The 16476-nt window shown below is 70.2% G+C and carries 17 protein-coding genes and 1 tRNA gene; 10 read left to right on the top strand and 8 right to left on the bottom strand.

The genetic code is table 11. The features are described 5' to 3' along the window. The first annotated feature begins 64 nt into the window (after window positions 1–64). Together GJR97_RS18010 and GJR97_RS02040 are read left to right on the top strand one after the other, a co-directional pair. Window positions 65–1321 (top strand): Fic family protein, encoded by a 1257-nt coding sequence (locus tag GJR97_RS18010; RefSeq protein WP_324613026.1) that lies wholly within the window; start codon window positions 65–67, stop codon window positions 1319–1321. A gap of 130 nt (window positions 1322–1451) precedes the next feature. After that, window positions 1452–1940 (top strand): hypothetical protein, encoded by a 489-nt coding sequence (locus tag GJR97_RS02040; RefSeq protein ID WP_154344847.1) that lies wholly within the window; start codon window positions 1452–1454, stop codon window positions 1938–1940. A 70-nt stretch (window positions 1941–2010) separates the two neighbouring features. On the opposite strand, the gene GJR97_RS02035 is transcribed toward GJR97_RS02040, so the two are convergent. Further along, on the bottom strand, window positions 2011–2460 hold the full coding sequence (locus tag GJR97_RS02035; RefSeq protein WP_154344846.1) for a hypothetical protein: 450 nt from the start codon (window positions 2458–2460) through the stop codon (window positions 2011–2013). Window positions 2461–2659: 199 nt separating this feature from the next. On the opposite strand from GJR97_RS02035, the gene dinB reads away from it, so the two are divergent. After that, window positions 2660–3856: a DNA polymerase IV gene (dinB, locus tag GJR97_RS02030; protein WP_154344937.1), complete on the top strand. Its 1197-nt coding sequence runs from the start codon at window positions 2660–2662 to the stop codon at window positions 3854–3856. A gap of 103 nt (window positions 3857–3959) precedes the next feature. On the opposite strand, the gene GJR97_RS02025 is transcribed toward dinB, so the two are convergent. The 6 genes from GJR97_RS02025 to urtA form a co-directional block, all read right to left on the bottom strand. Next, on the bottom strand, window positions 3960–5192 hold the full coding sequence (locus GJR97_RS02025; protein WP_154344845.1) for an aminopeptidase: 1233 nt from the start codon (window positions 5190–5192) through the stop codon (window positions 3960–3962). A gap of 110 nt (window positions 5193–5302) precedes the next feature. After that, window positions 5303–5989 carry an ATP-binding cassette domain-containing protein gene (locus GJR97_RS02020; protein WP_154344844.1) on the bottom strand — a complete coding sequence of 229 codons (687 nt, stop codon included), beginning with the start codon at window positions 5987–5989 and terminating at the stop codon, window positions 5303–5305. Beyond that, window positions 5989–6771: an urea ABC transporter ATP-binding protein UrtD gene (gene urtD / locus GJR97_RS02015; protein WP_324613025.1), complete on the bottom strand. Its 783-nt coding sequence runs from the start codon at window positions 6769–6771 to the stop codon at window positions 5989–5991. The genes GJR97_RS02020 and urtD overlap by 1 nt, the downstream gene beginning before the upstream one ends. Next, entirely contained in the window at window positions 6768–7859 is a 1092-nt protein-coding gene (gene urtC / locus GJR97_RS02010) for an urea ABC transporter permease subunit UrtC (protein WP_154344843.1), read from the bottom strand. Before urtC ends, urtD begins: the two co-directional genes overlap by 4 nt. Then, window positions 7856–8740, bottom strand: coding sequence for an urea ABC transporter permease subunit UrtB (gene urtB / locus GJR97_RS02005; protein WP_324613024.1), 885 nt, complete (start codon window positions 8738–8740; stop codon window positions 7856–7858). Before urtB ends, urtC begins: the two co-directional genes overlap by 4 nt. 102 nt (window positions 8741–8842) lie before the next feature. Beyond that, window positions 8843–10111, bottom strand: a complete 1269-nt coding sequence (gene urtA, locus GJR97_RS02000) for an urea ABC transporter substrate-binding protein (RefSeq protein WP_324613023.1) — start codon at window positions 10109–10111, stop codon at window positions 8843–8845. A gap of 490 nt (window positions 10112–10601) precedes the next feature. On the opposite strand from urtA, the gene GJR97_RS01995 reads away from it, so the two are divergent. From GJR97_RS01995 to GJR97_RS01965, 7 genes are read left to right on the top strand one after another with little or no spacing between them, the layout of a single operon-like run. Beyond that, window positions 10602–10904, top strand: a complete 303-nt coding sequence (locus GJR97_RS01995) for an urease subunit gamma (protein ID WP_154344840.1) — start codon at window positions 10602–10604, stop codon at window positions 10902–10904. Window positions 10905–10913: 9 nt separating this feature from the next. Further along, window positions 10914–11264, top strand: a complete 351-nt coding sequence (ureB, locus tag GJR97_RS01990) for an urease subunit beta (RefSeq protein WP_324613022.1) — start codon at window positions 10914–10916, stop codon at window positions 11262–11264. Next, window positions 11251–12954, top strand: a complete 1704-nt coding sequence (locus GJR97_RS01985; protein ID WP_154344839.1) for an urease subunit alpha — start codon at window positions 11251–11253, stop codon at window positions 12952–12954. Before ureB ends, GJR97_RS01985 begins: the two co-directional genes overlap by 14 nt. Continuing rightward, window positions 12954–13619 carry an urease accessory protein UreF gene (locus GJR97_RS01980; RefSeq protein ID WP_154344838.1) on the top strand — a complete coding sequence of 222 codons (666 nt, stop codon included), beginning with the start codon at window positions 12954–12956 and terminating at the stop codon, window positions 13617–13619. Before GJR97_RS01985 ends, GJR97_RS01980 begins: the two co-directional genes overlap by 1 nt. Next, a complete protein-coding gene (ureG, locus tag GJR97_RS01975) occupies window positions 13612–14403 on the top strand; it encodes an urease accessory protein UreG (protein ID WP_324613021.1) in 792 nt (263 codons plus the stop codon). The genes GJR97_RS01980 and ureG overlap by 8 nt, the downstream gene beginning before the upstream one ends. Continuing rightward, complete coding sequence (locus GJR97_RS01970) at window positions 14400–15170, top strand: urease accessory protein UreD (RefSeq protein ID WP_154344837.1); 771 nt, start codon at window positions 14400–14402, stop codon at window positions 15168–15170. Before ureG ends, GJR97_RS01970 begins: the two co-directional genes overlap by 4 nt. Next, window positions 15167–16414: a HoxN/HupN/NixA family nickel/cobalt transporter gene (locus tag GJR97_RS01965; protein WP_229275906.1), complete on the top strand. Its 1248-nt coding sequence runs from the start codon at window positions 15167–15169 to the stop codon at window positions 16412–16414. The genes GJR97_RS01970 and GJR97_RS01965 overlap by 4 nt, the downstream gene beginning before the upstream one ends. Here GJR97_RS01965 and GJR97_RS01960 read toward each other — a convergent pair. Beyond that, a tRNA-Ile gene (locus tag GJR97_RS01960) sits at window positions 16396–16469 on the bottom strand. The two genes, GJR97_RS01965 and GJR97_RS01960, sit on opposite strands and share 19 nt — an antisense overlap. Between the last annotated feature and the right edge of the window lie 7 nt (window positions 16470–16476).

Below are 16476 nucleotides of genomic sequence, written 5' to 3'. Positions count from 1 at the left end.
CCGACCGCAGGTGGATCTCCCGCTTACTTACACATAACGAGTTATATGTAGGTAAACTTCGATCATGGCTTCAGACGAGATGCCGGATGTCGCGAGCCGCCGGATCGCGATCCCTCCGACCGCCGCAGAGCCGCGCGAGTGGAGGCCCCGGAATCCGGCGGGCTTCTCCAACGCCGAGGTGCGCCGCCAGACGGGTCCGTACCTCTCCGCGCGGACGGCGAGCATCGCCGAGTGGTCGCCTCTCCTCTCCAGCATCGACACGGCCGATATCGAGGAGGCCGCCCTGGCGCTCGCCGACTTCGACCGGTACGCCCTCATCCGCCTCGGAGCGGAGCATCCGGCGCTCGGGCCGATGTCGGCGATCCTCCTCCGCACCGAGAGCGCCTCGAGCAGCCAGATCGAGCAGCTGACCGCCTCGGCCCGCCAGCTCGCGCTCGCCGAGATCGAGGAGGGCGATCGCGCGAACGCGGCTACCGTGATCGGCAACGTTCGGGCGATGGAGGCGGCGATCGCGCTGTCCGAGCATCTCGACGCCGACAGCATCCTGGCGATGCATCGCGAGCTTCTCCGCCGTCAGGTGGGACTCGAAGACCAGGCCGGAACCTTCCGGACCGAGCTCGTCTGGATCGGTGGTCGCGACAACGCCGGACCGCGCGGTGCGGACTACATCGCGCCGCAACCGGACCGGATCCCGGCCGCGATCGACGACCTGGTGGCCTTCGCCGGCCGCGTCGACCTGCCTGCGCTCCTGCAGATCGCCGTCGCGCACGCGCAGTTCGAGTCCATCCACCCGTTCGTCGACGGCAACGGCCGCACCGGCCGCGCACTCGCCCAGGCCATGCTGCGCAACAAGGGACTCGCCACCCACACCACCGTGCCACTCTCAGCCGGCCTGCTCGTCGACGTGCGCCGATACTTCGACGCGCTGCGCGCGTTCCGCGACGGCGACGCCGGTCCGATCGCGCACAGCTTCGCCGACGCCTCCCGCTATGCGGCGACCTCCGGTCGTGTCCTCGTCGACGCCCTCGCCGACCAGCTCGAGGCCTCCCGGCAGAAGCTCGCCGGCGTCAGGTCGGTTTCGAAGGCATGGGCGCTCCTCCCCCGCCTGATCGCCCAGCCGATCGTCAACAGCCGGTACCTCACCCGTGAGCTCGGCTTCAACGACGTCACCGCCAAACGCACGATCGAGACCCTCGTCGAACGCGGCATCCTCGTCGAACGTTCCGGACGGGCGCGCAATCGGGTCTGGCAGCACACCGGCATCCTCGACGCGCTCGACGACTACGCCGCGGAGATCCGCCGCTCGACGCGGCATCGCTGAACGGGATGGCGTGGCCGCCCGTCTCGCGGTCGAGGCGACGTTCACTCCGCGTCGGTCGAGTCCGGCGTGCCCTCGAACACGAAGGCCGTTCGGCCCTGTGCTCGGTGCCGAAGGACCAGAGGCTGGGAACATGACTGCGGGCTCATCGGAGATCGAGCGCCGGGAACCACGACGACGCCGGCCGCTGAGTCCCGCCGCGCGGCGATTCGGCTACGCGGTCGCGGCGTTCGTCAACCTGCTCCTGCTCTACCTGGGGAACGTCTGGCCGGGATGGCAGGTCCTGCCCTTCCTCACCGCCGAGACCCTCGACGTGCTTCCCTGGATCAACGCGTCGCTCGCGGTCGGGGTCGTCGTCAACCTCGTCAACCTCATCTTCGACCGGGCGTGGCTCAAGGCGCTCGGCGACCTCGCGTCGACCAGCGTCGGCCTGGTGGCCACGATCCGGCTCTGGTCGGTGTTCCCGTTCGACTTCGGCGACTCGACCTTCCCCTGGGTCATCATCGTGCGCACCGTGCTCGTCCTCGCGATCGCGGGTTCTGCGATCGGCATCGTCGCCGCGATCGTCGCGTTCGCTCGCGCCCTCGTTCGCGGGTCGGATGCCTCGGCTCGGCGGTCCTGACCCGAGGCGGTCCGCCGCACAGGGCCCGGCGCGACGACGAGACCGGGCCCCTCAGGGCACCCGGCGCTGGTCAGTCATCCTCGATCTCACGCAGCGCGCGTGACCGTTCCTCGGTCAGCGAGCCGATGGCACCGTTGCGCTTGGCTTCAGTGATCCACCTCCCCGCCGTCTGTGCGTCCACCCCGTACAGCGCGGCGATGGCCTCGCGCGGCGTCAGGCCGGCGAGTACGGCCTTGCGGTAGAGCCGCCCCACCTCGGCGTCGAACTCCGCGGACCCGCCACGTGGTCGATGCAGCGCTCGTTCGGACGTGAAGTCGGCCAGCCAGTGCGCGTCGGACTCGGGCGAGTTCATCCCCGCTGCCTCGACCGCCTCGGCCCAGGCGATACCGCGGAGGAGGTCGCCGGTCAGACGCACGCCCTTCGGCGCGATCACCGTCATCGTCCGCCCATCATCGCCGAACTCTATCGTCCAGCCTGGCAGCAGCGAGGGGTGCTGGGTCGTTCGGCGCATCTTGGGCATGGTGTGTTCCTCTCGTGGCGACCATGAGGTGTTGGATACCAGAAGTACTCAGGCCTCTGGTGATTCGTCAACCATGTCCGTCCCCCAGTTCTGGTGTGAATTCGCGCGTCCTTCTTCGCTTCCCGTCGTCGCGACCGAACATCCCGTGTCCCCGGTGCGTGCGACGATCCGCGTGACGGACGATCTGCGGGAGGACGGGATGCGGGGCGAGGCGACCGTGCTGCACGCCGACCTCGACGCGTTCTACGCGTCGGTCGAACAGCGTGACGCGCCGGAGCTGCGCGGGCGACCCGTCATCGTCGGCGGCGGGGTCGTGCTGGCGGCGAGCTACGAGGCGAAGGCCTACGGGGTACGGACCGCGATGGGCGGCCGTCAGGCGCGCGACCTGTGCCCCGGTGCCGTCGTGGTCCCGCCGCGGATGGAGGCCTACTCGACGGCCAGTCGCGCCGTGTTCGCGATCTTCCGCGATACGACGCCGTTCGTCGAGGGACTCTCGATCGACGAGGCGTTCCTGGAGGTCGGAGGTCTCCGACGCATCGCGGGCACGCCCGAGCAGATCGCGGTGCGACTGCGTGAGCGGGTCCGTGCCGAAGTCGGCCTGGCGATCTCCGTCGGGATCGCACGGACGAAGTTCCTCGCGAAGGTCGCCAGCGCCGTCAGCAAGCCCGACGGGCTGCTGCTCGTCGAGCCCGAACGCGAGGCAGCGTTCCTGCTTCCGCTGCCGGTGGAGCGGCTGTGGGGCGTCGGCGCGGTCACCGCCGAGAAGCTCCACCGGCTCGGCATCCGCACCGTGGGGCAACTGGCAGAACTCGAGGCCGTCGCCGCTGAGCAGCTGCTGGGGAAGGCGGTCGGTGCTCACCTGCACGCGCTGGCCAGGCTCCGCGACCCACGCCCCGTCGACACCACTCGCCGCCGCGCTTCGATCGGCTCGCAACGGGCGCTCGGCAGTCGCCCGCGCCCGCCCGGGGAACTGGAGCTCATCCTCACCCAGATCGTCGATCGACTCGCCCGACGCCTGCGCGACGGTGATCGGGTGTGCAGGACGGTCGTGCTGCGGCTTCGCTTCGGCGACTTCACCAAGGCCACGCGATCGCACTCCATCCATCCCGCGACCGATCGCACCGCGGTGCTCCTGGCCGTCGCGCGCGACCTCCTCGGCGGGGCGCAGGCCGAGATCGCCGAGCGCGGCATCACGCTGATCGGTGTCTCGTTGTCCCAGCTGGCGCGCGCCGACAGCCTCCAACCGGAGCTCCCGATCGACTGGGACGACGACGCACGCCTCGACACGGTGCTCGACGCCGTCCGCGATCGCTTCGGCGCGGCATCCGTCGCCCGCGCCGCTCACCTCGGTCGCGATCCGGGCTGGTCACCGCCGACGCTCCCCGAACACGGGTGAGTCCTCTCGGCCCGACGGAATGCCGCGATGCGGGCCCGCCCGTCGGCGATGGCCCGTGCGAGCGCGTCGCCGACCCGTTCGCTCCCGCGGGAGCGTCTCCGCCTCAGACGGTGAACCCCCATTCGCCGGCGGCGATGATCGGCTCCTCGCCGCCGCCGTCGAGCACGCCGAAGACGCTCAGCTGAGGGGAGCCGAGCACGAAGTCGACGTGCACCGAGCTGCGGTTGAGGCCGACCTCCAGCCGCTCGTCGGCGCTCAGGGCGTCGGCGCCGTCGTAGCAGGACGCATACGACTGTCCGAGGGCGATGTGGCACGCGTCGTTCTCGTCGTAGAGGATGTTCTTCCACACCAGGTGCTCGGCGGCGACCGCGCCCGACTGCGGAACCATCGCGGCCTCGCCGAAGTGCACGGCTCCGTCGTCGCTTCCGAGGATCGCTCGCAGCGTCGCCTCGCCGACTCCGGCGCGCGAACCGACGACCTTCCCTTCCGAGAGCTCGAACGAGAAGTCCTCGATGAGGTCGCCGAAGTAGCTCAACGGCTTCGTCGCGCGGACCGTGCCCTCCGCCTTCATCCGGTGCGGGGAGGTGAACACCTCTTCGGTCGGCAGGTTGGGTGCGAAGGGCTTCCCGGCGGGGGTCGTCATGCCGCCGCCGCGCCAGCGGGCTCGATCCGTCATGCCGAGCACGAGATCGGTCCCCGGACCCTCGTAGCGCAGCCGGCGGTAGTCGCGGGAGTCGAGGTGCGCGGCCCGCGCCTCCAGGTCGGCGATGTGCGCGCGCCAGCCGTCGACCGGATCCGGCGTGTCGATGCGGGCGGCGCGGAGGATCGCCTGCCACAGGCGCTCCTCCGCCTCCTCGGCGTCATCGTCCGGGAACACGCTCGACGCCCACGCGGGGATCGGCACCCCGATGACCGTCCAGGGCACGTGCCCGATGCCCATCGCCTCCATCTGGGGTCGGATGTGCTCCATCTCGCGGCGGTTCTGCTGCTGCACGCGAGCCTGGTCGACTCCGGCGAACTTGGCCGGGTCGGCCGCGTGGATGCGAAGGAACGAGGCGCCGGCCTCGAAGTCGGCCAGGCGGAACAGGGCGCTCCCCGGCAGGGCGTCGGCGGCCTCGGCCGAACCGTGGGTGAACCGCGACCGGTCGACCGCATCGTCGAACCAGAGCACGTCCGCCGAGATCGCCCCGGCGTCGTAGGCCGCGTCGACCACCATCCGCGCGAACTCGGGTCGCACGACGGGCGCCGCGATGAGCACCCGCTCGCCGGGTTCCACCCCCAGCCCCACCTCGATCGCGACGCGCGCGTAGTCCCTCAGCTGCTCTTCGCTCGGCATGGTGGCCTCCCGGTCGGTGCCTCCACCGTGGCACACGCGCCGCGATCGCACGACCCCCGGTCGGGGTGCGCTGAACCCCGGGCGACGCCGCCTCGGCCTCCGGCGACAGGTCAGATCGCCATCGCCGCACGCACCGAGCCCATCGCGGCCGTGCCGCCGGTCCCCTCCTGCGCGACCCGTCCCGACGCCAGCACCACGTAGTGCTCCGCCGCCTCCAGCGCGAAGCCGATGTGCTGCTCGACCAGCAGCACGCTGAGTCCGCCCTCGGCGAGCCCGATGATCGTCTGCTCGATCTCGGCGACGATGGTCGGCTGGATGCCCTCCGTCGGTTCGTCCAGGATGAGGAGCTTCGGCTCGGTGATCAGCGCCCGGGCGATGGCCAGCTGCTGTCGCTGGCCGCCGGAGAGCAGTCCGGCCTTCCGCGTCGCGAACTCCGCGAGTGCCGGGAACCGCTCGAGCATCTCGGCGATCTTCGCCCGGCCGTTGCGCCTGCCGTCGGCGACGAGTTGGAGGTTCTCCAGCGTGGTCAGCTGCTCGAACGACTGCTGCCCCTGCGCCACGTAGGCCATGCCGCGTTGCACACGGCGGTTGGGTGCGAGGTGCGTGACGTCCTCGCCGTCGAAGCGCACCGTGCCGCGGGTGGGTCGGATGAGACCGATCGTGGCGCGCAGCAACGTGGTCTTGCCTGCGCCGTTGTGGCCGAGCACGGCGACGATGTTCGCGGAGCCGGGGATGGAGACCCCGTGCAACACCTTCGTGCCGCCGTAGCCGGCGTCGATGTCGACGATCTCGAGCATCAGTCCACCTCCTCTGCTCCGGGTGCCAGTGCACCGCTGAGTGCCCCCGCGGTGCCGAGGTACACCTCCTGCACGCGGGGATCGGCCTGGATCTCAGCGACCGATCCCTCGCTCAGCACGCGTCCCTGGTGCAGCACGGTCACCCTGGTCGCGAAGCTCCGCATGAAGTCCATGTCGTGCTCGACGACGACCACGACGCGATTCGCGGCGACCCGCCCGAGCAGTTCCCCGGTGGCGGTGCGCTCGTCCTGGCTCATCCCCGCGACGGGCTCGTCGAGCAGCAGCACCTTCGCGTCCTGTACCAGCAGCATCCCGATCTCCAGCCACTGCTTCTGGCCGTGCGAGAGCATGCCCGCCGGCAGGTCGCGCACGGTGCCCAGTCCGGTCTCCTCCAGGGCCCGCTCCACGGAGGCGTCGACGCCGCGCCGTGCACGCAGCAGCGACACTGGGGAACGCCGCAGGCCGGCCGCGATGTCGAGGTTCTGCAGCACCGAGAGCTGCGCGAACACGCTGGCGGTCTGGAACGTGCGACCGACGCCGAGCCGCACGATCTTCTGGGCGGGCGAGCCGAGCAGTTCCTTGTCGCCGAACCTCGCCGTTCCGGTGCCCTTCGAGAGCCCGGTGATGGCGTCGATGCACGTCGTCTTCCCGGCGCCGTTCGGGCCGATGAGGAACCGGACCTCGCCGGGATGCGCATCGAACGAGACGTCGTGGACCGCCACGAACGCGCCGAACTGCACGTGCAGGTCGCTCACGACGAGCGAGGCGTCGGGAACGCTCACTTCACCACCTCCCGGAGTTCGGGTGTCGCGGGACCGGGCTCGTCGCTCGAGCGCCGGATCAGGCCCTTCGCGCGGTCGAACAACGAGGACAACCCCATGGGAAGGAAGAGGATGACGAAGATGAAGATCAGGCCGAGGATGTAGATCCACCCCTCGGGCCAGCTGGAGCCGAGGCTCGACTGACCCCATCCGATCGCCATGGCCCCCAGTGCCGGGCCGAAGAGCGAGGCTCGTCCGCCCAGCGCCACACCCGCGATCATGAGGATCGAGGCGGAGGCGCCGATCTCCTGCGGCGTGATGATGCCGACGATCGGCACGAACATCGCGCCGCCGATGCTGGCCATCACGGCGGCGACCACGAAGGCGAAGAGCTTGATGTTGGCCGGGTCGTACCCGAGGAACCTGACGCGCTCCTCGGCGTCCCGCGTGGCGACGAGCAACTCGCCGAACCGGCTGCGGTTGAACTGCCAGACTGCGAGGAGGCAGACGACGAGCAGCGCCGCGGCGATCAGGTAGACCATGAGCTTGTTCGCCTCGTCGTTCAGCACGTAGCCGAAGAAGTACTTGAAGTTGCTGAGTCCGGTGTCGCCCCCGGTCTCGCGGATCGTCGAGCTGATCAGGACGGCGAGCGCCACGGCGAGGGCCTGCGTCAGAATCGCGAAGTACGCTCCCTTCACCCGGCGCTTGAAGAGCGCGTACCCGAGGATCGCGGAGACGATCACGGGGAGCAGCACGATGGCCACCAGCGTGAAGACCTCGCTCCGGAAGGGCTCCCAGAACGCCGGGAGCGGAGCGAGCGGGTCGTACAGGATCATGAACCCGGGAAGCGCGCCGGGTCCCGCGGTCTCCAGCGTGAGGTGCATGGCCATCGCATAGGCGCCGAGTCCGAAGAACACCCCCTGGCCCATGACCAGCATCCCGCCTCGACCCCACGCCAGGCCGATCCCGACGGCCGCGATCGCGAGGCAGCAGTATTTCCCGAGGTTGCTGATCCAGTGCTCGGAGAGCACGGCGGGAGCGACGACCAGCAGCAGCACGGCGAACACGCCGATGCCGATGAGCGGGAGCCTCGTCGTGAACTTCGTCATGCCAACCCCCTGGTGCGGACGGTGAACAGGCCTTGCGGGCGGATCTGCAGGAAGATCACCACGAGGACGAATGCGAGCACCTGCGCCAGGCTCCCGCTCGTCCAGTAGGCGAAGAACGTCATCGCGATGCCGACCGCGAGCGCGGCGATGACCGTGCCCGCGATCTGGCCGATGCCGCCGGCGACGACGACGAGGAACGCCGGGATGATGTACTGCACGCCCATCTGGGAGTTCGTGCCCCCGATCAGCGATGCGGCCACGCCGGCGACCCCGGCCAGGCCGGAGCCGACGAAGAAGGTGATCCGGTCCACGGAGCGGGTGGCGACGCCGCTGGTCTCCGCGAGGTCCCGGTTCTGGACGGTCGCGCGGATCCGTCGACCGAAGGACGAGTACTTGAGCCAGGCGGCCAACGCGGCCACGCAGGCCGCGGCGAGGACGATGGTGAAGACCTGGCGGAGCGGCCACTCGTAGCCGAGGACGTCGATCTGCCCGTCCAGCCACGACGGCTTCTCCACGGGGACGCCCTGTGCGGGGAAGATCTGCAGCGCGGCCTGCTGGAGGATCAGGGCCACGCCGACCGTGGCCAGGAGCGTGTCGAGGGGCCTGCGATACATCCACTGGATGATGGTGACCTCGAGCAGGAGCCCGAGGAACCCCGCGACGACGAACGCGAGCGGCAGTGCCAGCGGGATCGAGAGGTCGCTGGAGGGGATGACCTGCTGCGTCACGTAGGCGACGAAGGCGCCGGCCATGATGAACTCGCCGTGCGCCATGTTGATCACCCCCATCTGGCCGAAGGTGAGGGTGAGGCCGAGCGCTGCCAGCAGCAGCAATGCGCCGAGAGCCGTCCCGTTGAGCAGTGGCGGGAGGAGTTCGTCCACGTACGGCAACTTCCTGTGTGGGGTGAGCGACGGAGATGCTGATCGGAGTGCGCGGGGTTCCGTGCCGTTCGCGGCACGGAACCCCGCGGGGAGTCGGGACGATCAGCCCGCGGAAGCCACCAGCGCGTCGCGGACGTCGGCGGGGAACCAGTCGTAGCCGTCGAGGAACGGGTCGGGCTCGATGAACCCGTCCGACTCCCAGACGATGTCGAACTGGTTGTCCGCGTTGATCCTGCCGATGTGACCCGGCTTCGAGATGTGGTGGTTGTCGCCGTTCAGGGTCACGGTCCCCTCCGGCGCGTCGAAGGTGATGCCGCCCTCCGCAGCGGCGGCGTTGACCGCGTCGACCTCGAACGAGCCGGCCTTCTCCACGAGGGCCTTGTAGAGGTACAGCGAGATGTATGCGGCTTCCATCGGGTCGGACGTCACGCCGCTGCTGCCGGGGTAGGCCTTCCAGTCCTCGATGAACTTCGGGTTGTCGGGGGTGTCGAGCGACTGGAAGTAGTTCCACGAGGCGTAGTTGCCCGTGACCTCGTGCCCCATGGCCGGCGCCTCCTCCTCGGCGATCGAGACCGAGATGATCGGAGTGGTCTCTGGGGTGAGACCCGCGTCGTAGTAGGCCTTGATGAAGCCGACGTTCGACGAGCCGTTGATCGTGTTGAAGACGAAGTCCGGCTTCGCCGCGGCGATCTTCGCCACCTGGGTGGTCCAGTCGTCCTTGTCGAGGGGCACGTACTCCTCTCCGACGATCTCGATGCCGAGCTCGGCCGCGTAGAGCTTGATGATCGCGTTCGCGGTCCGGGGGAACACGTAATCGGACCCGGCCAGGAACAGCGTCTTCACCCCCTCGGCGGCGAGGAAGTCCATCGCCGGGATGATCTGCTGGTTGGTCGTGGCGCCCGTGTAGTAGATGTTCGGGGATGCCTCGAGTCCCTCGTACTGCACCGGATAGAAGAAGAGCCCGTTGAGCTCCTCGACGACCGGCTTCACGGCCTTGCGGGACGACGAGGTCCAGCCGCCGAAGATCGCGGCGACGCAGTCCTGGGTGAGCAGCTTCTCGGTCTTCTCGGCGAAGGTCGGCCAGTCGGTGGCCCCGTCCTCCTGGATGTACTCGATCTGCTTGCCGAGGATGCCGCCGTCGGCGTTGATCTCATCCGCGGCCATGTGCAGCACGTTGGAGACGGTCTTCTCGGAGATCGCCATGCCGCCGGTGAGCGAGTTCAGGAAGCCGAGCTTGATGGTGTCGCCCGAGGTGTCGATGCAGCTGCTCCCTGCAGCTGCCGCGGTCGCATCGTCGGCGCGGCTCCCGCAACCGGAGAGCACGAGTGCCGCGGTCGCGGCGATCGCGCCGGTGGCCAGGAGCGTTTTCACGCGCCGTCTGCTGGTGTTGAGCATGGGGGCTCCATTCGATGACTGTGGGTGCGAGGGAACCGACGGGGCACGCACGACGCCGAACATCGACGAGTGGACGACCGCCATCGGGTGCTACTCATGGTGCTGTCACGCTGCGTTCATGGTGCTACCCGAGCAGACGCCGGCGTCCCGGACGATCGACCCAGATCTTCATGGCGACGGATCACCGTCGCGCGCTGGAGATGGTCTCACCATGGAGGCGCGGCGTTCCATCGCGATTTCCCGAACATGACGTCGTTGTAAACAGTCCTTCCGCACGGACCGGCCCGTCGCCCTGCGAAGTCCAAGGAACGACGGGCGTTCGGCCGCGACCGCGACCCCTCCGAACCGAGACCCGCGGTGCTGGAACCGGCGGGGCTGGTCTACGTTATGGACAACCCGCACGCGCGCCCGGTCGCCGCGAGGGCGCCGACGACAGGGCACGACGAGCGAGGAACGAAGGGATGCCATGCATTTCACACCCGCTGAGACCGAGAAGCTCATGCTCGCCGTGGCGGGGATGATCGCGCGTGATCGCCTCGACCGCGGCATCGCGCTGAACCATCCCGAGACGGTCGCCCTCCTCTCCTGCTGGGTGATCGAGGGAGCGCGGGAGGGCCGGAGCGTCGCCGAACTGATGGACGCCGGCCGACGGGTGCTCACTCGTGAGCAGGTCATGGCGGGCGTCCCCGAGATGATCACCGACGTCCAGATCGAGGCGACGTTCCCCGACGGGCGCAAGCTCGTCACCCTCCACCACCCCATCGACTGAAGGAGTCCCGTGGCCTCCACCGCGAACGCCGGTCCCGGCGCGTACCGAATCCGGCCGGGCGAGATCGAGCTCAACGCCGACCGGAGTCCGGACGAGCGCATCAGGCTCGTCATCGTCAACACCGGCGACCGGCCGGTGCAGATCGGCTCCCACCTGCATCTTCCCGACGCCAACGCCGCGCTCGAGTTCGACCGCGCGCTCGCCCGCGGCTTCCGGCTCGACATCCCGTCAGGCACGTCGCAGCGGTTCGAGCCCGGCGCCTCCCGCGAACTCGATGCCGTCGCGTTCCGCGGTCGGCGCCGGATCCCGGGGATCCAGATCAAGACCGATGCCGAGGGGGCACTCGATGGTGAGGATTAGTCGCGAGCGCTACGCCGCGATCTACGGGCCGACGGCGGGCGACCAGGTGCGGCTCGGCGACACGGACCTGTACATCGAGATCGAGCAGGATCTCACCGTCGGCGGCGAGGAGGCGATCTTCGGCGGCGGCAAGTCGATCCGCGAGTCCATGGCGCAGGGAGTGACCACGCGGGCCGAGGGCGCCCTCGACACCGTGATCACGAACGCGATCATCCTCGACTGGTGGGGCATCGTGCGAGGTGACATCGGCATCCGCGACGGACGCATCGTCGGCATCGGCCATGCGGGCAATCCGGATGTCAGCGACGGCATCTCGGAGGGCATGGCGATCGGTCCGTCGACCGACGTCATCTCCGGCGAGGGCCGCATCGTCACGGCCGGCGCGATCGACTCCCACGTCCACCTCCTGTCGCCCTCGCAGCTGCACGAGGCCCTCGCCACCGGCATCACCACCATCGTCGGCGGCGGCACCGGTCCGTCGGAGGGGTCGAAGGCGACGACGGTCACGCCGGGCGCCTGGCACCTCGGGCAGATGCACCGGGCGTTGGACGCCGTCCCGATGAACCTGCTCCTGCTCGGCAAGGGCAACACGGTCTCCGCCGAGGCGCTGCGCGAGCAGGCGATCGGGGGCGCAGCGGGGTACAAGGTCCACGAGGACTGGGGCTCGACCCCCGCCGCCATCGATGCGGCGCTCCGCGGTGCCGACGAGTGGGGGCTGCAGGTGGCGCTGCACTCCGACTCGCTGAACGAGGCGGGCTTCGTCGAGTCGACGATCGCCGCGATCGCCGGCCGGTCCATCCACGCCTTCCACGTCGAGGGGGCGGGCGGCGGTCACGCGCCCGACATCCTCACGCTGGCGAGTCACCCCAACGTCATCCCGGGCTCGACGAACCCCACGCTCCCCCACACGGTGAACACGGTCGCCGAGCATCTCGACATGCTCATGGTCTGCCACCACCTCAATCCGGCCGTGCCCGAGGACCTCGCGTTCGCGGAGTCCCGGATCCGCGCCACCACGATCGCCGCGGAGGACATCCTGCACGACCTCGGCGCGCTCTCGATCACGTCGTCGGACGCGCAGGCGATGGGTCGCATCGGCGAGGTGATCACGCGGACCTGGCAGGTCGCGCACGTGATGAAGCATCGTCGCGGTCCGCTCGGCGGCGGGATGCCGGCCGACAACGAGCGTGCCAAGCGCTACGTGGCGAAGTACACGATCAACCCGGCAGTCGCGCATGGGATCGCCTACGACGTCGGCTCGGTCGAGGTCGGCCGCATGGCGGACCTGGCGATCTGGGAGCCGAAGTTCTTCGGCGTCCGGCCCGCCGTCGTGGTCAAGGGCGGCACCATCGCCTGGGCGAGCCTTGGCGATCCGAACGCGTCCATCCCCACGCCGCAGCCGGTGCTCCAACGGCCGGCGTTCGGCGAGGCGATCGGCGCCGACCTCTCGGTGAGCTACGTCTCGCCCGCTGCCCTCGACGCCGGCCTCGCCGACGAGCTGGGGCTGCGCCGACGCCTCGCGGCGGTCGAGCCCACGCGCGGGATCGGCAAGGCGCAGATGCGGAACAACGACGCGCTGCCCGCGATCCGCATCCGTCCCGACACGTTCGAGATCTCGATCGACGGCGACGACGTCGAGCCCGATCCCGCCGCGTCGCTCCCCCTGGCCCAGCTGTACAACCTCTTCTGATGCAGCCAGCACCGCAGACGATCACGCTCCTCCTCGCGGATGCGCGCCTCCCCAGCGGCGGGCATGCGCAGTCGTCCGGGGTGGAGCCGGCGCTCCTGGCGGGGATGCCGGTCGCGGACGTGCCGGCGTTCCTGCGCGCCAGGGCGAGGACGACGGGCCTGGTGGATGCCGGCACCGCGGTGGTCGCGCGGCACTCGGCGCTCGACTGCCTGCCGGTCGCGCCGATCGAGCGGGCCTGGGCCGCACGCACGCCGAGCCGTGCGATCCGGGATGCCTCCGAGGACCTCGGTCGCGGCCTGCTCCGCCTCGCCGGGCGGTTCTGGCCCGACGTGCGCTCCTCGCTCGCCGGTCTCGACCACTCCCCGCCGAGGCCGCTCGTGCTCGGTGCGATCGCCGCCCACGCGGGGATGGACGCCGAGAGCCTGGTCCGCCTGACCGTCTACGACGACTTGGCCTGCGCGGTGGCGGCCCTGCTCAAGCTCGAACCCGGCGATCCCGCGGACGGGGTCGCGATGGTGCTCGAGGCCTGCTCGTCGATCGAGCCGCACGTGGCCGCGGTCTCGACGATCACCGCCACCCACCAGATCCCCGCGGCGAGTGCGCCGTACGCCGAGGCGTGGGCGGAAGCCCATGCCGTGACCACCAGGAGGCTCTTCCGTGCCTGACATCACCCCCGCCGACCGCGCCCTTCGACTCGGCGTCGCCGGCCCCGTGGGGACCGGCAAGTCCTCGCTCATCGCGACCGTGTGCCGTTCCCTGGCCGACGACCTCCGACTCGGCGTCATCACCAATGACATCTACACCGACGAGGATGCACGATTCCTCCGCTCGGCAGGAGTGCTCGAGCCGGAGCGCATCCGCGCGGTCGAGACCGGCGCATGCCCGCACACCGCGATCCGCGACGACATCACCGCGAACCTGCTCGCCGCCGAGGACCTCGAGCGCGACTTCGCTCCCCTCGACGTCGTGCTCATCGAGTCCGGAGGCGACAACCTGACGGCCACGTTCTCGCCGGCACTCGTCGATGCGCAGATCTTCGTGCTCGACGTCGCCGGCGGCGGCGACGTCGCCCGCAAGGGCGGCCCGGGCATCGGCCGAGCCGACCTGCTGGTGGTGAACAAGACCGACCTGGCACCCTACGTCGGCGTCGACGTTCCGCAGATGGTGGCCGACGCCTCGGAGGCGCGCGACGGTCGCGCGGTGCTCGCGCTGTCGCGCACGGATGCCGCGTCCGTCGCCGCGCTGCGAACCTGGGTGCTCGGCGTCCTCGAGAGCCACCGACGCGGTACGCACGTGCCGCAGGACCCGGGTCCCATGGCACCGCACTTCCACGCCGATGAGGAGCACCCAGGGGGCGGCTTCGTGCACACCCACGACGCGGCGAGCGAGCACGAGCACGAGTCGAGGTCGGCGGACGAGGTCCACGTCCACTCGCCCGCTCGGAAATGACGACCACCCGGATCGCGGTACGGGCCGGTGATCCCCGGGCGCACGTCGACCTGGTCGTCGGCTCGCTGGCGCCGCGACTCGTCAGCCGGACCTCGAACTCGGCCCATGTCGCCGTCTCCGCCGCCGGCATGCTTCTCCTGGGCGGCGACGTCGTGCACGTCGAAGTGGACGTCGGGCCCGACAGCACGCTCGAACTCGAGGACGTCGGCGGCACGGTCGCCTACCCCGCCACGGGCGCGGCATCCCGGTGGACGCTGGATGCGCGGGTCGGGTCGGGCGGAACGCTCCTCTGGCGCGCCCTCCCGCTGGTCGTCGCCGAGGGCGCGCGCGTCGAGCGCCGCACGGAACTCGGGCTCGACACGGGCGCCAGGGCCGTCATCCGCGAGACCATCGTGCTGGGACGACAGGGTGAGTCGGGTGGGACCCTCACCTCGCAGGTCTCGATCGCGGATGCCGACGGCCCGGTGCTCTTCGAGACACTCGAGGTCGACGGATCGGCGCCGGAGCCGGGCGTGCTCGGCCCGGCACGCGTCCTCGATGCGGTCGTCGCGGTCGGATTCCGGCCCGGGGCGGAGCCCGGCGCGATGCAGCTCGACCAGCCCGGAGCGGTGGCGCGGCATCTCGGCGACCAGACCCACGAGTCCCGCCTCGACGACGTCTGGGCGAGGTGGTCTACGGGAGCCAGGTCGCTCGGAGGCGTGGTCGCGCCTGCACCCGCGAGCGGGGGGTCTCCGCCCCGTGAGGTCGAGGCGAGGTCGATCGAATGACCCGTCTCACCACGGAACCGATCGCGGGCCCTCGGATCCCGCCGGGTCGGAACGGTGACGCCGTCGCGTCGAGGCATCCGCTTCGCCACCGGACCGGTCTCGCGCTCGCGGGGATGCTCGTGACGATCCTCGCCCTGCACCTCGCGGGGTTTGGCCTGCTCTTCGCCGGTGGCGAGGGAGGGACGGTCGCCGGCACGACGCTCGGCGTCGGAATGGGGGTCACCGCCTACGTGCTCGGCCTCCGGCATGCGTTCGACGCCGACCACATCGCGGCGATCGACAACACCACCCGGAAGCTGCTCGACGACGGCCGGAAGCCCGTGTCGGTGGGCTTCTGGTTCTCGTTGGGCCACTCCACGGTCGTGCTGGCGCTCGTGGTGCTCCTCGCGCTCGGGGTCGATGCGCTCGCCGGCTCGCTGCGCGACGACGACTCCGCGCTGCATCGGGTGACCGGCATCGTGGGAGCCACCGTGTCGGGCCTGTTCCTCTACGTCATCGCGGCGATCAACGTCGTCCTGCTGGCATCGACGTGGCGTACGCACCGGCAGGCGCGCTCCGGCGAGACGACGAGGTGGATGCCGACCGAGGGCGCGACCCGCGGTCCCCTGACCCGGCTCCTCTCACCCGTGATCACGGCGATCCGGGCGCCTTGGCAGATGTACCCAGTCGGCGTGCTCTTCGGCTTCGGATTCGACACCGCGACAGAGGTGGGCCTGCTCGTCCTGGCCGCGACCAGCACCGCATCCCATCTCGCGTGGTACTCGCTACTGGCCCTGCCGCTGCTCTTTGCCGCAGGCATGTCGCTCCTCGACACCGCCGATGGGGTGCTGATGCGATACGCGTACGGGTGGGCGCTCGCGGACGGTGCACGCAAGGTCCGCTACAACCTGGCCATCACCGCGATCTCCGTGGTCGTCGCCGTCGCCGTCGGAACCATCCAGCTCGTCGCGTTGTTCGGCGACGAACTCGGCCTCGGCGGAGACCAGTGGCGGTCGGCCGCGGGCGTGGACCTGAACGCGGTCGGATTCTGGATCGTCGGCGCCCTGGTCCTCATGTGGCTCGGCGCACTGCTCGTCTCACGGCGCCGGCAGCGGAGGCCCGTTCCGGCCCCTCCCCAGCGAGGCGCGGTCGGCATCCGCGCGCCGGAAGGCGCTCGGATCGACCACGTGCAGCGCGCGTCTCACTCCGACCCGAGCTCCGGAGACGGCGCTCGATCAGGGCTCCGTAGGGCGGACGGGACTTGAACCCGTGACCGATGGATTATGAGTCCACTGCTCTAACCGGCTGAGCTACCGCCCCGCGACCG

The sequence above is a fragment of the Agromyces kandeliae genome, from assembly GCF_009674665.1.
Lineage (GTDB): Bacteria > Actinomycetota > Actinomycetes > Actinomycetales > Microbacteriaceae > Agromyces > Agromyces kandeliae.
The sequence above is the reverse complement of the archived record's forward strand: the minus strand, read 5'-3'. Positions and strand labels throughout refer to the sequence as shown.